The sequence below is a fragment of the Geobacillus sp. BMUD genome, from assembly GCF_013096845.1.
In the GTDB taxonomy this organism is placed as follows: Bacteria; Bacillota; Bacilli; order Bacillales; family Anoxybacillaceae; genus Geobacillus; species Geobacillus vulcani.
This window is the reverse complement of sequence record NZ_SDLA01000009.1, coordinates 54,998-71,040: the sequence shown is the minus strand read 5'-3', so window position 1 is coordinate 71,040 and position 16,043 is coordinate 54,998. Positions and strand designations below refer to the sequence as shown.

Sequence of the window (16,043 nt, the reverse complement as noted above, 5' to 3'; positions counted from 1 at the left end):
AAGGGGAAAAACGAAAATATAGTGGTAAAAGGGAGAAGGAAAGGGGGAGCGTCATGATTGTTCATGTCGTCCAGCGCGGGGAGGCGCTTTGGCAGCTGGCCCAGCGTTACCGCGTTCCATTCGAGCGGATTGTCGCCGCCAATGAACTGAGCGACCCGAACCGGCTCGCCATCGGGCAGGCGGTTGTCATTCCGGTTCCGTATCGCTATCATACCGTCCGTGCCGGGGAAACGTTATGGCAGATCGCCCGCGCCTATGGAGTGACGGTCGAAGCCATCGTGCAGGCGAACCGGATCGCCAATCCGGCGTTCATTTATCCGGGCACGCCGTTGGTGATTCCGGATCGCATTCATACGGTGGGCGCTGGAGAAACGTTAGGGCAAATTGCCGCCGCCTATCAAGTCAGCGTCCAGCAAATCATCGAGTTCAACCCAATCGCCGATCCAAATGTCATCGCTCCCGGACAGCGGCTCATCATCCCGCCGGCGAAGCCGCTCATTGAGGTGAACGCATTTACGGTGGATCAAGGGGAGAAAGGGGCGGAGCAAGTGCGCGAAGTCGGCCGCCATTTGACGTATGCTGCCCCGTTCGCCTATACGATCCGCTCCGACGGCGGGCTCAACCCGATCAATGATGCGGCATTCATTCAGGCGGCTTATGCCGCCCGTGTCGTGCCGATGATGACGATCACCAACTTTACGTATCGGGATCCGGGTTCAAGATTGGCGCAGACGATCTTGGCCGATGCCACGCTGCAAACACGATTGCTTGATAACGTCATTCAAGTGATGCGGGCGAAAGGATACCGGGCGCTGAATGTCGATTTTGAAAATGTCTATCCGTTCGATCGCGAGCGGTATAACGCGTTTTTGTGGCGGGCAGCGGCTCGGCTTCACGCGGAAGGATATGTGTTATCGACATCGCTCGCTCCCAAAATCAGCGCGGAACAAAAAGGATTGCTGTATGAGGCGCACGATTATCCGGTCCATGGGCGCATTGCCGATTTCGTCGTGCTCATGACCTATGAATGGGGCTACCGGTTCGGGCCGCCGCAAGCCATTTCGCCGGTGAATCAAATTCGGCGCGTGCTCGATTATGCGGTGACCGTGATTCCGCGGGAGAAAATCATGATGGGGTTTCAAATTTACGCCCGCGACTGGGTGCTGCCGCACGTGCCAGGGCAAGAGGCGGAAACGTTCAGTCCGAAAGAGGCGCTCGAGCGCGCCATTCGCTACGGAGAGTCCATCCAATACGATGCGGCGGCGGCTTCGCCGTTTTACCGCTACACGGACGAACAAGGCCGTCAGCACGAAGTATGGTTTGAAGACGCCCGCAGCGCGTTGGCGAAATTTGACTTGGTGAAAGAATACGGATTGCGCGGGATCAGCTACTGGGTGCTCGGGTATCCGTATCCAGAAAACTGGGTGCTGTTGGAAGACCACTTCCGCATTCGGAAACAGGGATAAGCTGGACGGCTGGAGCGTATGCGCCGATCATCGGGCATGCGCGTTTATTTTGGTTGTTGGCGTTCGAGCTGCTTTTTTAGTTGATCGATTTCGAAATCGTGCTGACTGATTTTATGCTTCAAATAGTCAATCGCCATGTTCACACGGCGCCAATCATGTGGCACGCCCCCGGACATGCGCTGATGGCCGACCGGCTTGTCCTCCGTTTGTTCGAAATGGCTGCGCGTCGCGCTGAGCAAACGGTCCAACATTTCCTTGAGGCGCTGCTGCTGTTCTTCAAGGCGTTGCTGTCTGGCTTCCAGGCGGCCGAGACGTTCATGAATCCGCTGCAGTTCTTCTTTCAGCACCGAGCGAAGCAGTTCGGCAAGCTCATGGGACATCGCCGCTTCCTCCTTTCCGTTTCATTTTTAGTATATCATTGCTGGAGCGCTTGCGTCATGATGGATGGCAAAGTAGCGAGAAGGTTTGGAAAGGAGATCCGTTAAAGTAGAGCGAATACAGTATAAGGAGGGGATCGATCGAGTTCTCTTGGGATGCGGTGAAAGGGAGAATGTGGGAAATTAAGGAGAGGATCGAGTTGAACTTCACGTGGGTCGCTGAACGATTTCGATGTTTTGGTGTTTATGAATGCCGTGGATCTAGTCCGTTGTATGAACACCTTTCTTTCCACATTGCTGCGGATGAGAAGCTTCTCAGTCTTGCTTCGCATGCCCGCAGCGGTCAGCCGATTCCCAACTTGTTGTTTGGGGCGGTGCATGATTTATTGCTAAAAGGGTATCAACATGAGTTGCGCGAGTTTTACGGAAGCATCGTTAAGAAGCCACGGGCACCAGAAGCTGCTTTTCCTTATTTCCGTGATTTTTGCCTTTGCTACTGGGAGGATATAAAAGACATTTTGGTTCACCGGCTTGTACAAACCAATGAAGTCCGGCGTTGTGCGTATTTATATCCGGTGTTTTGTTGGATCTATGAACAAGTGAAAACGCCTCTGTCACTTATTGAAATTGGCACAAGCGCCGGTCTGCAGCTGGCTTGGGATCAGTACCGGTACGAGTATGGCCGGCAGGGTTCATACGGAAATTTAAGCTCTGATGTCGTTATTACCTCAAGCATTCGTGGAAATCGATGGCCATTCTTGTTGCCGGAAAGTCCGCCGGTTGCCGAACGGATCGGTATCGATTTGCATGTGATTGACTTGAAAAAAGAGGATGATCGAAGATGGATGGAGGCGCTCATTTGGCCTGAACATCAGGATCGGCGCCAGCTGTTTGTCCAAGCGGCTCGTCGACTGGAACAAGTGCCGGTGCGCCTGATCGAGGGAGACGGGGTCAACCTTCTTGCTGAGATCGTGGCACAAGTGCCGTCCGAGACCGTTGTTTGTGTCTTCCACACGCATGTCGCCAACCAAATGTCAGATGAGGAAAAGCATGTATTGCTTGAGCAGATTCACGAAATCGGCCGTCAGCGGGATTGGTTCCATGTGTATAACAACATGTGGGATCGGAAATTGCATCTGGATGGCATGATTGGCAGCCGAGAATACCAGCAAATCGTGGCGGAAACCGATGGGCATGGTCGTTGGTTTCGGTGGGAGATGAACAGATCAAATTAGGGGCAATGAGCCTTCCATGAAAAATGATGCCAAGCAAAAGAAGTACGCGATTTCCCTCCATCCTTGAACCATACTAACATCGAATATGGAAACTTGGAGGGAAACGAATGAAACCGTTTGTGCCCAAACTTGTGTATTTCGAGCCGGAGGCGTTGTCGTACCCGCTCGGGAAGGAACTGTATGAGAAATTTACGCAAATGGGCATCGAGATTCGCGAGACGACGTCGCATAACCAAGTGCGCGGCATTCCGGGGGAGACGGAGCTGGCACGGTATCGAAACGCGAAAGCGACGCTCGTTGTCGGCGTGCGGCGGACGCTGAAATTCGACTCCTCAAAGCCGTCGGCGGAGTACGCGCTACCGCTGGCGACCGGGTGCATGGGCCATTGTCATTATTGCTATTTGCAGACGACATTAGGAAGCAAGCCATACATCCGCGTGTATGTCAACTTGGACGACATTTTCGCCCAAGCGCAAACGTATATTGACGAGCGCGCGCCCGAGATTACGCGCTTTGAGGCGGCGTGCACGTCGGACATCGTCGGGATCGATCATTTGACCCATTCGCTCAAAAAAGCGATTGAGTTTATCGGCGCGACCGACTACGGGCGGCTCCGATTTGTGACGAAGTACGAGCATGTCGACCATTTGCTTGATGCGAAGCATAACGGCAAGACGCGGTTTCGCTTCAGCGTCAACTCCCGCTATGTCATCCGCCATTTTGAGCCGGGAACGTCGTCCTTTGATGCGCGGCTTGCGGCGGCGCGCAAAGTGGCCGGTGCCGGCTATAAGCTCGGCTTTGTCGTCGCGCCGATTTACCGGCATGACGGTTGGGAGGAAGGGTATTTCGAATTGTTTCAGGAGCTCGCTCGGCAATTGGAAGGGGTGGACTTGTCGGATTTGACGTTTGAGCTCATCCAGCATCGGTTTACCAAGCCGGCCAAGCGGGTCATCGAGCAGCGTTACCCAAAAACCAAGCTCGATTTGGACGAATCGAAGCGCAAGTATAAATGGGGGCGGCACGGCATCGGCAAATATGTGTACGTTGACGAGGAAGCGCAAGAGCTGGAGGAAACCATGCGCTCGTATATTGCTCGCTTTTTTCCATCAGCCCAAGTGCAGTATTTTACGTAATGTCCCCTTCATGGTATAATGGGATTGATTGCTATTTTTTGTTTGCCTGGGCGGCCGACTGGCCCGGCAGCGTCTAGCCGAAGCGGGCAAAGCGGCAATGTTCATGAGAGATGCTGACGGCCGCTGCACTTGTCTACGGCAGACAAATGTAATGGGAGGGGACAAACGTTGCCGACACCAAGCATGGAAGATTATATTGAGCAAATTTACATTTTAATTGAAGAAAAGGGCTATGCCCGCGTCTCTGACATCGCTGAAGCGTTGTCCGTCCATCCCTCCTCGGTGACGAAAATGGTGCAAAAGCTCGATAAAGATGAGTATTTAGTGTATGAGAAATACCGCGGACTCGTCTTGACGCCAAAAGGAAGAAAAATCGGCCAGCGGCTCGTCTACCGCCATGAGCTGCTTGAGCAGTTTCTCCGTTTGATCGGTGTCAGCGAAGAAAACATTTACCGCGACGTGGAAGGGATTGAACACCATTTGAGCTGGAACGCCATTGACCGGATCGGCGATTTGGTGCAGTATTTTCAAGAGGACGAACGCCGCCTTGAAGAGCTGCGCGATGTCCAAAAGCGCAATGAACAAGGAGAGTAAGCCGAGGCTTGCTCTTTTTTGTTTGCCGTACTAAATGCCTTCCTTTTTTCTTACATATGTATAAACGGCAAAAAGGGGGAGGCGGCGGTGGACATTGATCTTGTCTTTTCCGGCGGCGGGGTGAAAGGGTTTGCGTTGCTTGGAGCGTATGAAGCGATTGAGGAAAAAGGTCTGCGCTGGAAGCGGCTTGCCGGCACGAGTGCGGGAGCGTTGCTTTCGGCGCTGCTATCGGCAGGCTACAGCGCCCGCGACATCGCCCGACTGCTTGAGGAGTTGGAGTTGGAGCAGTTTTTGGATGAACGGCCGCTATGGATTCCGTTTTCGCTTTGGAAATGGGTGCGCCTGTATTGGCATCTTGGGCTGTATCAAGGAAAGGCGTTTGAGCGGTGGCTCGAGGCGACGCTCGCTGCCCGCGGCGTGCGGACGTTTCAAGATGTGCCGGCCGGCAGTTTGTATATCGTCGCTTCCGATGTGACGAACGGGCGCATCGTCGTGCTGCCGGACGATTTAGCCATATACGGCATTGACCCTGGGTCGTTTTCCATCGCCAAGGCCGTGCGGATGAGCATCAGCATTCCTTATTTCTTTGAGCCGGTCCGCCTCCGCGGGCGAAACGGTGTATTCCTCATCGTCGACGGCGGGGTGTTGAGCAATTTTCCGCTGTTTTTGTTTGATGAAGAAAAGAAGAAAAAACGGCCGGTGCTGGGCGTTCAGCTGAGCCCAAAACCAGGGGAGCGGCCGAAACGAACGATCACCAATGCGCTCGATTTGTATGAGGCGCTGTTTGCGGCCATGAGAGAGGCGCATGATGCGCGCTACATTTCGCGTCGCCATGAAAAAAACATCGTCTTTTTGCCGGTGGACAACGTTATTTCTACAGAATTTTCCATCGACCTGGAAGCGCGCCGGCGCCTGATCGATTACGGACGCGAGCGGACGCGGCAATTTTTGCGCCAATGGGCGTACTAGACGGGAAAGCGGCAATAGGACACACCTCTGCCGCCGATTTTTTAGCTGAACGGCAGAGGCAAACAAAAAAGAATCAAGCTAAAATGAAGCTCGATTCTTTTTTTTGCCTTTTTTGCCCTCGATAACGGTCAAGTGCGGAATGGCCGTCCGTTTTTTCAGCGGCCGCTTCAGTTTCGCCGGCTTTGCTTGTTTGCGCCCGGAGCGGGGATGGAGCTTTTTCGACTGCCGCACCGCCTTTAAATACGATAACCGATGTTGATCGGTGCGGCGTTGGTAGACGAACCGGTAGAAAAGATAAATGGCGGCCAAAAACAGCGCAACAAACAACAGCTGGCGGAACAGCACCGTCGGATGGGCAAAAAGGGTATAGACAATGCCAAGTGTTCCAAGCAAAATCATAAGCCCGACAAGCGGATGAATGGCCCGGCGCCGCAATGAGTCCACCCCCTTTGATCGATTACTGCACCGCTTGTTTTCTTTCGGCTTCCGCCTCCAAATCGAGAAGCCGCTGAAACGAGGCGATGGCCACTTCCACTTGGTCATCATCCGGTTCTTTTGTCGTCAACCGCTGCAGCCATAGCCCGGGATAGCCGAGCCAGCTTAGCAGCGGAATATCCCTCAATTTATTTGTAAACTGCAACACTTCAAACGAAACGCCAAGCACGACAGGAATTAAAGCGAGCCTGTTTGCGATTCGCAGCCAAAGCGGATCCGTCGGCACGAACAAATAAAGGAATAAGCTGATCATGACAGTAAATAAAATGAAGCTGCTGCCGCATCGGTAGTGAAGGCGCGAGGCACGCTGGACGTGCTCAACAGTGAGCGGCCACCCCGCTTCAAAGGCGTTGATGACTTTATGTTCCGCCCCATGGTATTGAAACACGCGTCTAACAAGCGGCGTCAACGAAATAAAGTAAATGTAGCCGAGCAAAAGAGCAAGCTTAAAGGCTCCTTCAAGCAAAATTTGCCCCATTTTCCCTGGTACGAACGGTTTCAAGGCGTCGGCGGCGAGCGCCGGAACAAGCGTAAAAATGGTTTTGGCGAATAAAAACGATAGCACGCCGATGACGGCGGCGCCGAGAATCAGCCCGAATTTGGAACGGCTTTCTTCGGTGGCCTGTTTTTCGTCCGAGGACGCCTCATATTGTTCGCTGGCAAACTGCAAATGCTTGGCCCCGTTCGCACTCGCTTCCATAATGGCGACAATGCCGCGGACAAGCGGAATTTTCTTCAGGACGGCCAGCGTCGGATGGCTGCGGCGAGGCAACGTGAAATAGTCAATCGTTCCATCATGGCGGCGAACAGCGGTGACGGAGTGCGTCTTGCCGGCAAACATTACCCCTTCCACAACTGCCTGGCCGCCGTATAACGGTTTCTCCATTGATTTCATCAGGCCAACACCAACCTATTTTTTATATTTATTATTTTATTCTACAAGAAACGTCCGGAAACCTCTAGGTTGATGCTATTGTTATGATTTCCAAAAAATCCATGATTTACACAGGAGTGGTCATTTTTTCGTTTGATTCATGGGATGATCGGCTGTCGGTCATACTAACAGACAAGGAGGTGCACGATGATGGCGGAACAAAAAGGGAAGCTTGAGCAGGAGAAGACGGAGCGGCCGATGACGCTCGTACAGAAAACGATCATCATCGGGTTTGTCGGCGGGGTGTTTTGGAGTTTGATCGGCTATTTGGCCCATTTTTTCCACTTCAGTGAAATCAGTCCGAACATGATTCTCATCCCGTGGGTGGCCGGTGACTGGAAATACGGGAAAGCCGGCAATTATGCGGCTATCGTGTTGATTGGTATCATTTCCATTGCAGCGGCGCTTTTGTATTACGCGTTGTTGCGAAACATCCGCGGCATGTGGGCTGGGATTTTATACGGCGCTGCGCTTTGGGTGATCGTTTTTTATTTGTTTAATCCGCTGTTTCCAAACGTTCAGCCAGTGGCCGACTTGGAAATCAATACGATCGTGACGACGCTTTGTTTGTACATTTTATATGGCGTATTTGTCGGCTATTCCATCTCGTTCGAAACGCAAGAAATGAATCGGCTGTCTTCAAGCATGGGGAAGGAAGCGGCAAACGAAGGAAGCTGACGCCGCATTTGGCCCCGAAAGCAAGCGTCAAGCGGACGTCTGGCGGAAACTGTCATCTTTATGGTAAAATAGAGAAGGTTTTGGTATGCTTTTCGCATCATGGCGGACGTTGCGTAAAACCGGCGCGCCTATATAAAGGTCGCTTGTATCGCCTTGGCTGCAACGATTTTCTGTTCCCGCTGCCGGTGGCAGGGGAAGTACATTTTCTGGGAAGAGGAGACGGGAGTATGGAAAAGTTGGAAAAACTCCGGGTGCTTCTTGACGAACAGCACATCGACGGGGTGTTGGTGACAAACGGCTACAACCGCCGCTATTTGACCGGGTTTACCGGCACGGCCGGCGTCGTTCTTGTCAGCCGTCAAGGGGCGGTGTTGATTACGGACTTCCGCTACGTCGAACAAGCATCGAGGCAAGCCGAAGAGTTTGAAGTCGTTCAGCACAGCGGGCCGATCATCGAAGAAATCGTCAATCAGGTGCAGCGGCTTGGCATCAAGAGGCTCGGCTTTGAGCAAGAACATGTCACCTATGCAGCATACAAGTCGTATGAAGAAGCCATCCGCGCTGAACTTGTGCCGACGTCCGGGCTGGTGGAAAAATTACGCTTGATTAAGTCAGAAGCAGAGATTAAGATATTAAAGGAAGCAGCGGAAATCGCCGATGCGGCGTTTTCGCACATTTTGTCGTTCATCCGTCCGGGCGTCAAAGAAATCGAAGTGGCGAATGAGCTGGAATTTTTTATGCGCAAGCAAGGGGCGTCTTCGTCCTCCTTTGAAACGATCGTTGCCTCCGGCTACCGTTCGGCGCTGCCGCACGGGGTGGCGTCAGAGAAGACGATCGAGCGCGGCGAGCTTGTCACATTGGATTTCGGGGCCTACTATAAAGGGTATTGTTCCGATATGACGAGAACGGTCGCCGTCGGCGACATCAGCGTCGAACTGAAAACGATTTATGATATCGTCCTCGAGGCGCAGCAACGAGGCATGAACGGGTTGAAAGCGGGCATGACCGGCAAAGAGGCTGATGCGCTCACGCGTGATTATATCCGCGAAAAAGGGTATGGCGACTATTTCGGCCATTCGACCGGCCATGGGATTGGACTAGAAATTCACGAAGGGCCGACGCTTTCGTTCCGTTCGGATGTCGTGCTTGAACCAGGCATGGTCGTCACCGTCGAGCCGGGCATTTACATCCCGGGGCTTGGCGGGGTGCGCATTGAGGACGATGTGGTCATCACCGCTGATGGGAACGAAGCGCTCACCCATTCGCCAAAAGAACTGATTATTTTATAATGGATTGCGTGAGGAGGATTTCGGCCGATGATTTCAGTCAACGATTTTCGCACAGGACTTACGATTGAGGTGGACGGCGACATTTGGCGCGTCCTTGAGTTCCAGCACGTCAAACCGGGCAAGGGGGCGGCGTTCGTCCGTTCGAAGCTTCGCAATTTGCGCACCGGCGCCATTCAAGAGCGGACATTCCGCGCTGGCGAAAAAGTAAACCGAGCGCAAATCGACACGCGCAAAATGCAATATTTGTACGCCAACGGCGACCAACACGTTTTTATGGATATGGAAACGTACGAACAAATCGAGCTGCCGGCGAAACAAATCGAGCATGAACTGAAGTTTTTGAAAGAGAATATGGAAGTATTTATTATGATGTACCAAGGCGAAACGATCGGTGTCGAGCTGCCGAATACCGTGGAGCTGAAAGTGGTTGAAACAGAGCCCGGCATTAAAGGCGACACCGCTTCCGGCGGTTCGAAGCCGGCGAAGCTCGAAACCGGCCTTGTCGTTCAAGTGCCATTTTTCGTCAACGAAGGCGACACGCTCATCATTAATACCGCCGATGGCACGTACGTTTCGCGGGCGTAAGCGCAAGTCCGACAGGCACCGTCCCGGACACCTTCCGGGACGGTTTTTTTATGCGCAAAATGGGTGCCGGTTGGCTCCTCCATCGTTTTCCTCAACAAAAACTTCTTCTGAAACGGCTTGTTTCCGCATACGTTTGTACTAATCGATCCCATTTGGCAAAACAGGAGGGGAACATGAAACATTGGCTGCGATCGATCGACCCGTCCGTTATGGCCATGGCCGGCATGCGGATGATGTCGGCGTTCATTGAACTGAGCGCGGCGCTGTTGATGCTTGTGTTCAATGACGTGAAAAAAGCGCTTGTCATTAACGCGGCACTCGCTGTTGTCGGTCCAACCGTCATGATCGTGACGATGGCCATTGGACTGCTTTCACTTGCGGACGAGCTCTCGTTTTCCCGGCTTGGGCTTGTGGCGCTCGGGATCGCGCTCATTTTGTTCGCGATTTACAAGTAAGGCATAAACGGCGCATTCCACCCATACATATGAACTAGTCCACAAGAAAAGGGGGAGGGCCATGGAAGCGGTGTGGGGAATTTTGCCGAAAACGATCGCCGCCGCGTTGCAGCACCATCTTTCTTCATGCCGACGCGGAATCGAAGAAATCCGCATCCGCGTCTCCCGGCCGCTTGAGGTGATCGTCGATGGAACGGCCCGGTTGCTGCCGTATGAAGTGACGAAAGAAGACGGTGTACATTTGCTCAATAAATTGAGCCATTATTCGATCTATGCCGTCGAAGAAGAGCTGAAGCGCGGATTTATGACGATTGAAGGGGGGCATCGCGTTGGGCTGGCTGGCAAAGTCGTTACGGAAGGGGGCAAGGTGAAAGCAATTCGCGATGTTTCCTCGTTTAACATTCGCATCGCCAAAGAGCAGGTCGGCATCGCCGAGCCGCTGATTCCGTATGTGTACGACGGACACTGGCGCCATACGATGATCATCGGCTCGCCGCAGACGGGAAAAACGACTCTCTTGCGCGATGCGGCGCGATTGATTAGCAGCGGGATAGGATGCATTCCAGCACAAAAGGTGGCGATCGTTGACGAACGATCGGAAATCGCTGGCTGTGTGAAAGGAATCCCTCAATTTTCGTTCGGTCCGCGCCTTGACGTGTTGGACGCCTGCCCGAAAGCGGAAGGGATGATGATGATGATCCGCTCGATGAGCCCTGATGTCATGATTGTCGATGAAATCGGGCGTGAGGAAGACAGCGAGGCAGTGCTTGAAGCGGCCAGCGCCGGTGTCTCTGTATGGACGACTGTGCACGGCCGCAACATTCAAGACGTCTGGCAGCGTCCGACATTGCGGCCGGTGATGGAACAAAAGGTGTTTGAACGGTTTGTTGAGCTGACGAACATCCCCCATCCCGGCTCAATCCGGCGCATTCTCGACGCCGGCGGAACGGTGCTGTATGAGCGGGCGGTGGTCCAGCGATGAAATGGTTTGGCGCTCTGTTGATTCTCGTTGCCTCGACATGGTTGGGGTTTGCCGCCGCCCGCGTGTTGCACGAGCGGCCCCGCCAGCTCCGCCAGCTGAAAGCGGCGCTAAGGGCGTTTGAGGCGGAAGTGATGTACGGCCATACGCCGCTCGCCGACGCTGCTATGCATCTCGCCCGGCAAACGGCCGCCCCGTTATCCGAATTGTTCGAGCGGTTTGCCGCTGCGTTGTGCACGGAAGAAACGAGCGCCGCCGAGGCGTGGGAAAAAAGTTTGCGGGCTGTATGGGGAAAAACTGCCCTAAAGCAAGGGGAATTTGAAGTGATGAGACAATTTGGCGCCACGCTCGGCCAATATGACCGGTTCACGCAACAAAAGCAGATTGCGCTGGCGCTCGCCCATCTGGAGCGGGAGGAAGCCGAAGCGCTCGACAACCAGGCGCGCTATGCGAAGATGGCGAAAAGTTTAGGCGTGTTGGCCGGCCTGCTGCTCGTTATTTTACTCATGTAGACAGGAGGCAGGAGAATGGGCATCGATGTCGATCTCATTTTGAAAATCGCTGGCGTCGGCATCGTCATCGCGTTTTTGCATACGGTGCTTGATCAGATGGGGCGGAAAGAGTATGCCCAATGGGTGACGCTGCTCGGCTTTATTTATATTTTGTTTATGGTCGCTTCCATCGTCAGCGACTTGTTCCAAAAAATCAAAGATGTCTTTTTGTTCCGCGGGTAGGGGGGATCGACCATTGACATTTTGCAAATCGTCGGCCTCGGGTTGATCGCGACGTTTTTGGTCGTGCTGCTGCAAGAGCAAAAGTCGAATCTTGCCTTTTTGTTGATCGTGTTTGTCGGCTGCACCATTTTTCTATTGTTGGTTGATCAAATCAGCAGCATTTTGGCGATGTTGCGAAAAATGGCCGAAGGCGCCCATATTCAGATGGTGTATTTAGAGACGATGTTGAAAATCATCGGCATTGCCTACATTGCCGAGTTCGCCGCGCAAATTTCCAAAGACGCCGGCCAAGGGGCGATCGCCGCCAAAATTGAGCTCGGCGGCAAAATCGTCATTTTGGCGCTGGCTGTTCCGATTTTAACCGCGATCATCGAAGCGGTCATCAGTCTTATCCCATCGGCACGCTGAAGGGGGGAACGGATTGAAGCGAACAGCGTTCCTTATTGTCGGGCTGCTTTCTCTCTTTTTTTGTCCGTTGGTCGTACAAGCCGCAAGCGATGAACCATCGGTCAGCGAGCAGCTCGCTCAGCTCGATGTGAGCGATATCCGACGCTATTGGGAAACGATCGTCAGCGAGTACGGCGGATTTTTGCCGGAAAGCGAGAAAGGACCGCTCACCGATTTTTTAAGCGGCAGCAAGCAATGGTCGCCGGCCGAATGGCTGAAGGCGCTCGCCCGCTATTTGTTTTATGAACTGCAGGTGAACGGCAAATTGCTCGGCACACTCATTTTGCTTGCTGTCTTCAGCACGGTGCTGCAATCGCTGCAAAATGCATTCGCCCAGCAGGAGGTAAGCAAAATCGCCCAAGCGGTCGTCTATATGGTGCTCTTGTTGATTGCCTTAAACAGCTTTCGTCTCGCGGCGGATTATGCGCTTGAGGCGGTGCGGACGATGAGCCATTTCATCATTGCTCTCGTTCCACTGTTGCTCGCCCTGCTCGCCACTTCCGGCGGGGTCGCGTCGGCGGCGTTTTTCCACCCGATCATTTTGTTTGTGATGAACATCACCGGCACGGTCGTCGAATACGTCACCTTGCCGCTTTTGCTTCTGGCTGCGTTGCTTTCTGTCGTCAGCACGCTCAGCGACCGGTACAAGGCGACTCAGCTCGCCGATTTGCTCAACAAAGCGGCCCTCGGTTTGCTCGGCCTCATTTTGACTGTGTTTCTTGGCGTCATGTCCGTGCGCGGGGCAACAGCGGCTGTGGCGGACGGCGTGGCGCTCCGGGCGGCGAAATTTGTCACTGGCAATTTCATCCCGGTCGTCGGCAAGCTGTTCACCGATGCCGCCGATACGGTCGTTGCGGCCTCGATGCTGCTGAAAAATACCGTCGGATTGGTCGGGGCGGCGATTTTGTTAATGATCGCCATCTTTCCAGCGGTGAAAATTTTCACCATTGTCATCGTCTACAAGTTATCGGCTGCTGTTCTGCAGCCGCTTGGCGGCGGACCGGTGCTTTCGTGCCTTAACATCATCGGCAAAAGCATCGCCTACGTGCTGGCGGCGCTGCTCATTGTGTCGCTCATGTTTTTCTTGAGCCTCACCGTCATGGTGATGGCCGGGAACATTACGATGATGGTCCGCTAGGAGGAGCGCTATGCAGCTAGTCATTGAGTGGGGGACAAACATCATCTTGTTTTTGTTGTTTGCTGTCATCATCGATTTTTTGCTGCCGTCGGGGACGATGCAAAAATACGTGAAAATGGCTGTTGGGCTTATGCTCGTTCTGGTGATGCTCGCTCCGGTGCTCCGGCTCGCTTCCGTTGATCCCGAGCAGCTCATGGCGTCGGCGCTCGTCCATTTTTCCAACGGCCGTAAAGGAGAAGAGGCGATAAAAAATCAAATCGAACAGCAGAAAAAAGAAATACAAGCCTCGCAACGCGCATATATTTTAAAACAAATGGCTGTCCAGCTCGAAAACGATGCCAATGAGGAGTTGATGGAAAAGTATGGACTGAAAGCGGATGTCAACGTTTACGCTAACCCAGGCGACGACTGGCGCATGCCGGATGACATCAAGACGATTGAGGTCGTTCTTTCGAAACAGAGGTCAGCTGGTTCGGTGGAACCGGTTGTCATCGATACGACGAAGCCGCCGGCTTTGCCGGAAGGCGATGCTTCGCTGGCAGAAGAGGTGCGCGCCTTTCTTGCCGGCCGATGGGAAATCGATGAAGATAAAATTCACGTGCAATTTAAAGGGAGGGAATAGAGGGGGGATGTTGCCGCTCATCAAACGGCTCTTTTCTCCATCGCCCAAAGACGGGCAAGGAGAAGGAGTACAGAAAAAATGGCCGTTTTCGTACGTCGTCGTCCTGTTGTTGGCCGGCGTCGCCTTGATGGCGGCAAGTCATTGGGCAAACAGCGGAAAGGAAGCCGAAGCGAAGCCTTCCACCAGGCAGCCGTCCGCTCCAGCCGAGCCGGCATTCCTGGCAAGCAAGGAAACGAAAGAGAAAGTGATCGCCGCCTATGAGGAGCGGTACGAAAAAGAATTGAAAGCCGCGCTTGAGGCGATCGAAGGGGTCGATGATGTCACTGTTGTTGTGAATCTCGATTCCACGGAGCTGAAACTGTATGAGAAAAAGCGTTCGACCCAGCAGCAAACAACGGAAGAGAGCGACAAGGAAGGCGGGAAGCGGACGATCGAAAACGAGTCGACCAATGAAGAAGTGATCATCATTCACAACGGCGAAGAAGAAACGCCGCTTGTCGTCGCCACGAAAAAGCCGGACATCCGTGGTGTGCTCGTTGTCGCCAAAGGGGCGGATAATTTGCAAATCAAAAAATGGATCGTCGAGGCGGTGACGCGCGTGTTAAACGTTCCGAGCTACCGCGTCGCTGTCTTGCCGAAAAAATGACCGGGTAAGGGGAGGAGTCGGCATGTTGAAAAAACAAACCGTATGGTTGTTGACGATGTTGAGCTTGGTCGTTGTGTTGTCGGTCTATTACGTGACGGCGCCAAAAAACATGAACAACAGCCCGGCATTTACCGCCAACGAGAAACCAGAAAAAACAACCGATCAGCCGAGCGTCGCCGTCGAAGAGGCGAAAAAACCGTCCGCATCTGGCGAAACGGGCGACGACTTGTTTACGGCGCTGCGCATGAAAATTGAGGATGAACGGAGCCGGCTGCGCGATGAACTGAACGCCATCGTCGCTTCAGCGAACGCGACGGCGGAAGAAAAGAATGAAGCGCTCGATAAAATTGAAAAATTGCAGGCATTGTCCGAAAAAGAAGCAACGTTGGAGACGCTCATCAAATCGAAAGGCGGTTATGAAGACGTGCTCGTGCGCGCCGATGACAACCAAGTGCGCGTGACGATCAAAGCGAAACAAAGTTCAGCGAAATCAGCGAATGAAGTCATTCATATGGTGAAAAAAGAAATACCTGATGCTGAATACGTGACGGTTGAGTTTCAGCCGGCTGGATAAACGCGCTGCTCGATAGGGCAGCTTCTTTTTTTGCGGAAAAGTCTTTTGTTTGTCCTACGGTTGTGTGTATAATCGTTATGAACACGTTTGAGCACCGCCTGCCAGGAACGGGCTGCACGATACTTGGAGAAAGGTGTGAGATCGATGAAAATTCAAGAGATCCGCGAATTGATCCGCTTGGTTGACCAGTCCTCGATCGACGAATTTGTATATGAGCAAGGCGAAACCAAAGTACATATGAAAAAAGGAACGAGTGCTGTTGCCGCTACACCGGCTGCGGCCGCCCAGACAGCGGTCGCACAGCCGGCGCCTGCCGCTTCGACGGCGGTGGAACCAGCTCCGGCAGCTGCTCCCGTTCAAGCGCCGGCCCCGGAAGCGCCGACTCCGAAAGCGGAAACGCCGGCGGTCAAAGAGGCAAAGCCAGCTGTTGAAAGCAATTTGCATCAAATTACTTCGCCGATGGTCGGCACGTTCTACGCAGCGCCGGCGCCGGACAAGCCGCCGTATGTCAAACCGGGCGACAAAGTCAAAAAAGACACGGTCGTTTGCATCATTGAGGCGATGAAACTGTTTAACGAAATTGAAGCGGAAGTCGATGGCGAAATTGTCGAGGTGCTTGTGCAAAACGGCCAGCTCGTCGAATACGGCCAACCGTTGTTTTTAGTCAAGCCTGAATAAGGGAGAGAACGGACG

Annotated in this window: 21 protein-coding genes; 18 read left to right on the top strand and 3 right to left on the bottom strand. The window is 53.3% G+C overall.

Features of this window, described 5'->3' with window-relative positions:
• Window positions 1–53: 53 nt before the first annotated feature.
• The gene (locus tag ETC05_RS11515) at window positions 54–1,466 is read left to right on the top strand and encodes a LysM peptidoglycan-binding domain-containing protein (RefSeq protein WP_031408322.1); all 1,413 of its coding nucleotides are present in this window, start codon (window positions 54–56) and stop codon (window positions 1,464–1,466) included.
• A 44-nt stretch (window positions 1,467–1,510) separates the two neighbouring features.
• Here the strand turns inward: ETC05_RS11515 and ETC05_RS11510 are convergent, their stop codons facing one another.
• Window positions 1,511–1,846, bottom strand: coding sequence for a hypothetical protein (locus ETC05_RS11510; RefSeq protein ID WP_031408324.1), 336 nt, complete (start codon window positions 1,844–1,846; stop codon window positions 1,511–1,513).
• A 197-nt stretch (window positions 1,847–2,043) separates the two neighbouring features.
• On the opposite strand from ETC05_RS11510, the gene ETC05_RS11505 reads away from it, so the two are divergent.
• The 4 genes from ETC05_RS11505 (at window position 2,044) to ETC05_RS11490 (ending at window position 5,774) form a co-directional block, all read left to right on the top strand.
• Complete coding sequence (locus tag ETC05_RS11505) at window positions 2,044–3,078, top strand: DUF2332 domain-containing protein (RefSeq protein ID WP_031408326.1); 1,035 nt, start codon at window positions 2,044–2,046, stop codon at window positions 3,076–3,078.
• Window positions 3,079–3,185: 107 nt separating this feature from the next.
• Complete coding sequence (gene splB / locus ETC05_RS11500) at window positions 3,186–4,211, top strand: spore photoproduct lyase (protein WP_031408328.1); 1,026 nt, start codon at window positions 3,186–3,188, stop codon at window positions 4,209–4,211.
• A 168-nt stretch (window positions 4,212–4,379) separates the two neighbouring features.
• A complete protein-coding gene (mntR, locus tag ETC05_RS11495) occupies window positions 4,380–4,805 on the top strand; it encodes a transcriptional regulator MntR (protein WP_031408330.1) in 426 nt (141 codons plus the stop codon).
• 87 nt (window positions 4,806–4,892) lie between these two features.
• Window positions 4,893–5,774 carry a patatin-like phospholipase family protein gene (locus ETC05_RS11490; RefSeq protein WP_031408332.1) on the top strand — a complete coding sequence of 294 codons (882 nt, stop codon included), beginning with the start codon at window positions 4,893–4,895 and terminating at the stop codon, window positions 5,772–5,774.
• Between the two features lie 78 nt (window positions 5,775–5,852).
• Here ETC05_RS11490 and ETC05_RS11485 read toward each other — a convergent pair whose 3' ends face one another.
• Together ETC05_RS11485 and ETC05_RS11480 are read right to left on the bottom strand one after the other, a co-directional pair.
• Window positions 5,853–6,209 (bottom strand): SA1362 family protein, encoded by a 357-nt coding sequence (locus ETC05_RS11485; RefSeq protein WP_031408334.1) that lies wholly within the window; start codon window positions 6,207–6,209, stop codon window positions 5,853–5,855.
• A 22-nt stretch (window positions 6,210–6,231) separates the two neighbouring features.
• Window positions 6,232–7,155, bottom strand: coding sequence for a DUF1385 domain-containing protein (locus ETC05_RS11480; RefSeq protein ID WP_171661046.1), 924 nt, complete (start codon window positions 7,153–7,155; stop codon window positions 6,232–6,234).
• A gap of 195 nt (window positions 7,156–7,350) precedes the next feature.
• On the opposite strand from ETC05_RS11480, the gene ETC05_RS11475 reads away from it, so the two are divergent.
• The 13 genes from ETC05_RS11475 (at window position 7,351) to accB (ending at window position 16,028) form a co-directional block, all read left to right on the top strand.
• Window positions 7,351–7,881 carry a YqhR family membrane protein gene (locus ETC05_RS11475; RefSeq protein WP_031408338.1) on the top strand — a complete coding sequence of 177 codons (531 nt, stop codon included), beginning with the start codon at window positions 7,351–7,353 and terminating at the stop codon, window positions 7,879–7,881.
• 227 nt (window positions 7,882–8,108) lie between these two features.
• Entirely contained in the window at window positions 8,109–9,170 is a 1,062-nt protein-coding gene (locus ETC05_RS11470) for a M24 family metallopeptidase (protein ID WP_171661039.1), read from the top strand.
• A 27-nt stretch (window positions 9,171–9,197) separates the two neighbouring features.
• Window positions 9,198–9,755, top strand: coding sequence for an elongation factor P (gene efp / locus ETC05_RS11465; RefSeq protein ID WP_031408341.1), 558 nt, complete (start codon window positions 9,198–9,200; stop codon window positions 9,753–9,755).
• A gap of 173 nt (window positions 9,756–9,928) precedes the next feature.
• Entirely contained in the window at window positions 9,929–10,210 is a 282-nt protein-coding gene (locus ETC05_RS11460) for a YqhV family protein (protein ID WP_171661038.1), read from the top strand.
• Between the two features lie 61 nt (window positions 10,211–10,271).
• Window positions 10,272–11,192, top strand: coding sequence for a stage III sporulation protein AA (gene spoIIIAA / locus ETC05_RS11455; protein ID WP_031408345.1), 921 nt, complete (start codon window positions 10,272–10,274; stop codon window positions 11,190–11,192).
• Entirely contained in the window at window positions 11,189–11,701 is a 513-nt protein-coding gene (gene spoIIIAB / locus ETC05_RS11450) for a stage III sporulation protein SpoIIIAB (RefSeq protein ID WP_171661037.1), read from the top strand. The genes spoIIIAA and spoIIIAB overlap by 4 nt, the downstream gene beginning before the upstream one ends.
• 15 nt (window positions 11,702–11,716) lie before the next feature.
• On the top strand, window positions 11,717–11,923 hold the full coding sequence (gene spoIIIAC, locus ETC05_RS11445; RefSeq protein WP_011231888.1) for a stage III sporulation protein AC: 207 nt from the start codon (window positions 11,717–11,719) through the stop codon (window positions 11,921–11,923).
• 21 nt (window positions 11,924–11,944) lie between these two features.
• On the top strand, window positions 11,945–12,331 hold the full coding sequence (gene spoIIIAD, locus ETC05_RS11440) for a stage III sporulation protein AD (protein WP_031408349.1): 387 nt from the start codon (window positions 11,945–11,947) through the stop codon (window positions 12,329–12,331).
• 13 nt (window positions 12,332–12,344) lie between these two features.
• The gene (gene spoIIIAE / locus ETC05_RS11435) at window positions 12,345–13,508 is read left to right on the top strand and encodes a stage III sporulation protein AE (RefSeq protein WP_031408351.1); all 1,164 of its coding nucleotides are present in this window, start codon (window positions 12,345–12,347) and stop codon (window positions 13,506–13,508) included.
• A 10-nt stretch (window positions 13,509–13,518) separates the two neighbouring features.
• On the top strand, window positions 13,519–14,130 hold the full coding sequence (spoIIIAF, locus tag ETC05_RS11430; RefSeq protein WP_031408353.1) for a stage III sporulation protein AF: 612 nt from the start codon (window positions 13,519–13,521) through the stop codon (window positions 14,128–14,130).
• 7 nt (window positions 14,131–14,137) lie between these two features.
• Window positions 14,138–14,776: a stage III sporulation protein AG gene (gene spoIIIAG / locus ETC05_RS11425; RefSeq protein WP_031408356.1), complete on the top strand. Its 639-nt coding sequence runs from the start codon at window positions 14,138–14,140 to the stop codon at window positions 14,774–14,776.
• A 22-nt stretch (window positions 14,777–14,798) separates the two neighbouring features.
• A complete protein-coding gene (locus ETC05_RS11420; RefSeq protein ID WP_031408358.1) occupies window positions 14,799–15,350 on the top strand; it encodes a SpoIIIAH-like family protein in 552 nt (183 codons plus the stop codon).
• A gap of 144 nt (window positions 15,351–15,494) precedes the next feature.
• A complete protein-coding gene (gene accB, locus ETC05_RS11415; RefSeq protein ID WP_031408360.1) occupies window positions 15,495–16,028 on the top strand; it encodes an acetyl-CoA carboxylase biotin carboxyl carrier protein in 534 nt (177 codons plus the stop codon).
• Window positions 16,029–16,043 lie beyond the last annotated feature (15 nt).

Coding starts and splice junctions, on each gene's coding strand:
- spoIIIAF (WP_031408353.1), top strand. CDS start 13,519: ATGCAGCTAGTCATTGAGTGGGGGACAAACATCATCTTGTTTTTGTTG.
- spoIIIAA (WP_031408345.1), top strand. CDS start 10,272: ATGGAAGCGGTGTGGGGAATTTTGCCGAAAACGATCGCCGCCGCGTTG.
- ETC05_RS11460 (WP_171661038.1), top strand. CDS start 9,929: ATGAAACATTGGCTGCGATCGATCGACCCGTCCGTTATGGCCATGGCC.
- splB (WP_031408328.1), top strand. CDS start 3,186: ATGAAACCGTTTGTGCCCAAACTTGTGTATTTCGAGCCGGAGGCGTTG.
- ETC05_RS11420 (WP_031408358.1), top strand. CDS start 14,799: ATGTTGAAAAAACAAACCGTATGGTTGTTGACGATGTTGAGCTTGGTC.
- accB (WP_031408360.1), top strand. CDS start 15,495: ATGAAAATTCAAGAGATCCGCGAATTGATCCGCTTGGTTGACCAGTCC.
- ETC05_RS11515 (WP_031408322.1), top strand. CDS start 54: ATGATTGTTCATGTCGTCCAGCGCGGGGAGGCGCTTTGGCAGCTGGCC.
- spoIIIAG (WP_031408356.1), top strand. CDS start 14,138: ATGTTGCCGCTCATCAAACGGCTCTTTTCTCCATCGCCCAAAGACGGG.
- efp (WP_031408341.1), top strand. CDS start 9,198: ATGATTTCAGTCAACGATTTTCGCACAGGACTTACGATTGAGGTGGAC.
- ETC05_RS11510 (WP_031408324.1), bottom strand. CDS start 1,846: ATGTCCCATGAGCTTGCCGAACTGCTTCGCTCGGTGCTGAAAGAAGAA.
- spoIIIAC (WP_011231888.1), top strand. CDS start 11,717: ATGGGCATCGATGTCGATCTCATTTTGAAAATCGCTGGCGTCGGCATC.
- ETC05_RS11480 (WP_171661046.1), bottom strand. CDS start 7,155: ATGGAGAAACCGTTATACGGCGGCCAGGCAGTTGTGGAAGGGGTAATG.
- spoIIIAB (WP_171661037.1), top strand. CDS start 11,189: ATGAAATGGTTTGGCGCTCTGTTGATTCTCGTTGCCTCGACATGGTTG.
- ETC05_RS11470 (WP_171661039.1), top strand. CDS start 8,109: ATGGAAAAGTTGGAAAAACTCCGGGTGCTTCTTGACGAACAGCACATC.
- ETC05_RS11475 (WP_031408338.1), top strand. CDS start 7,351: ATGATGGCGGAACAAAAAGGGAAGCTTGAGCAGGAGAAGACGGAGCGG.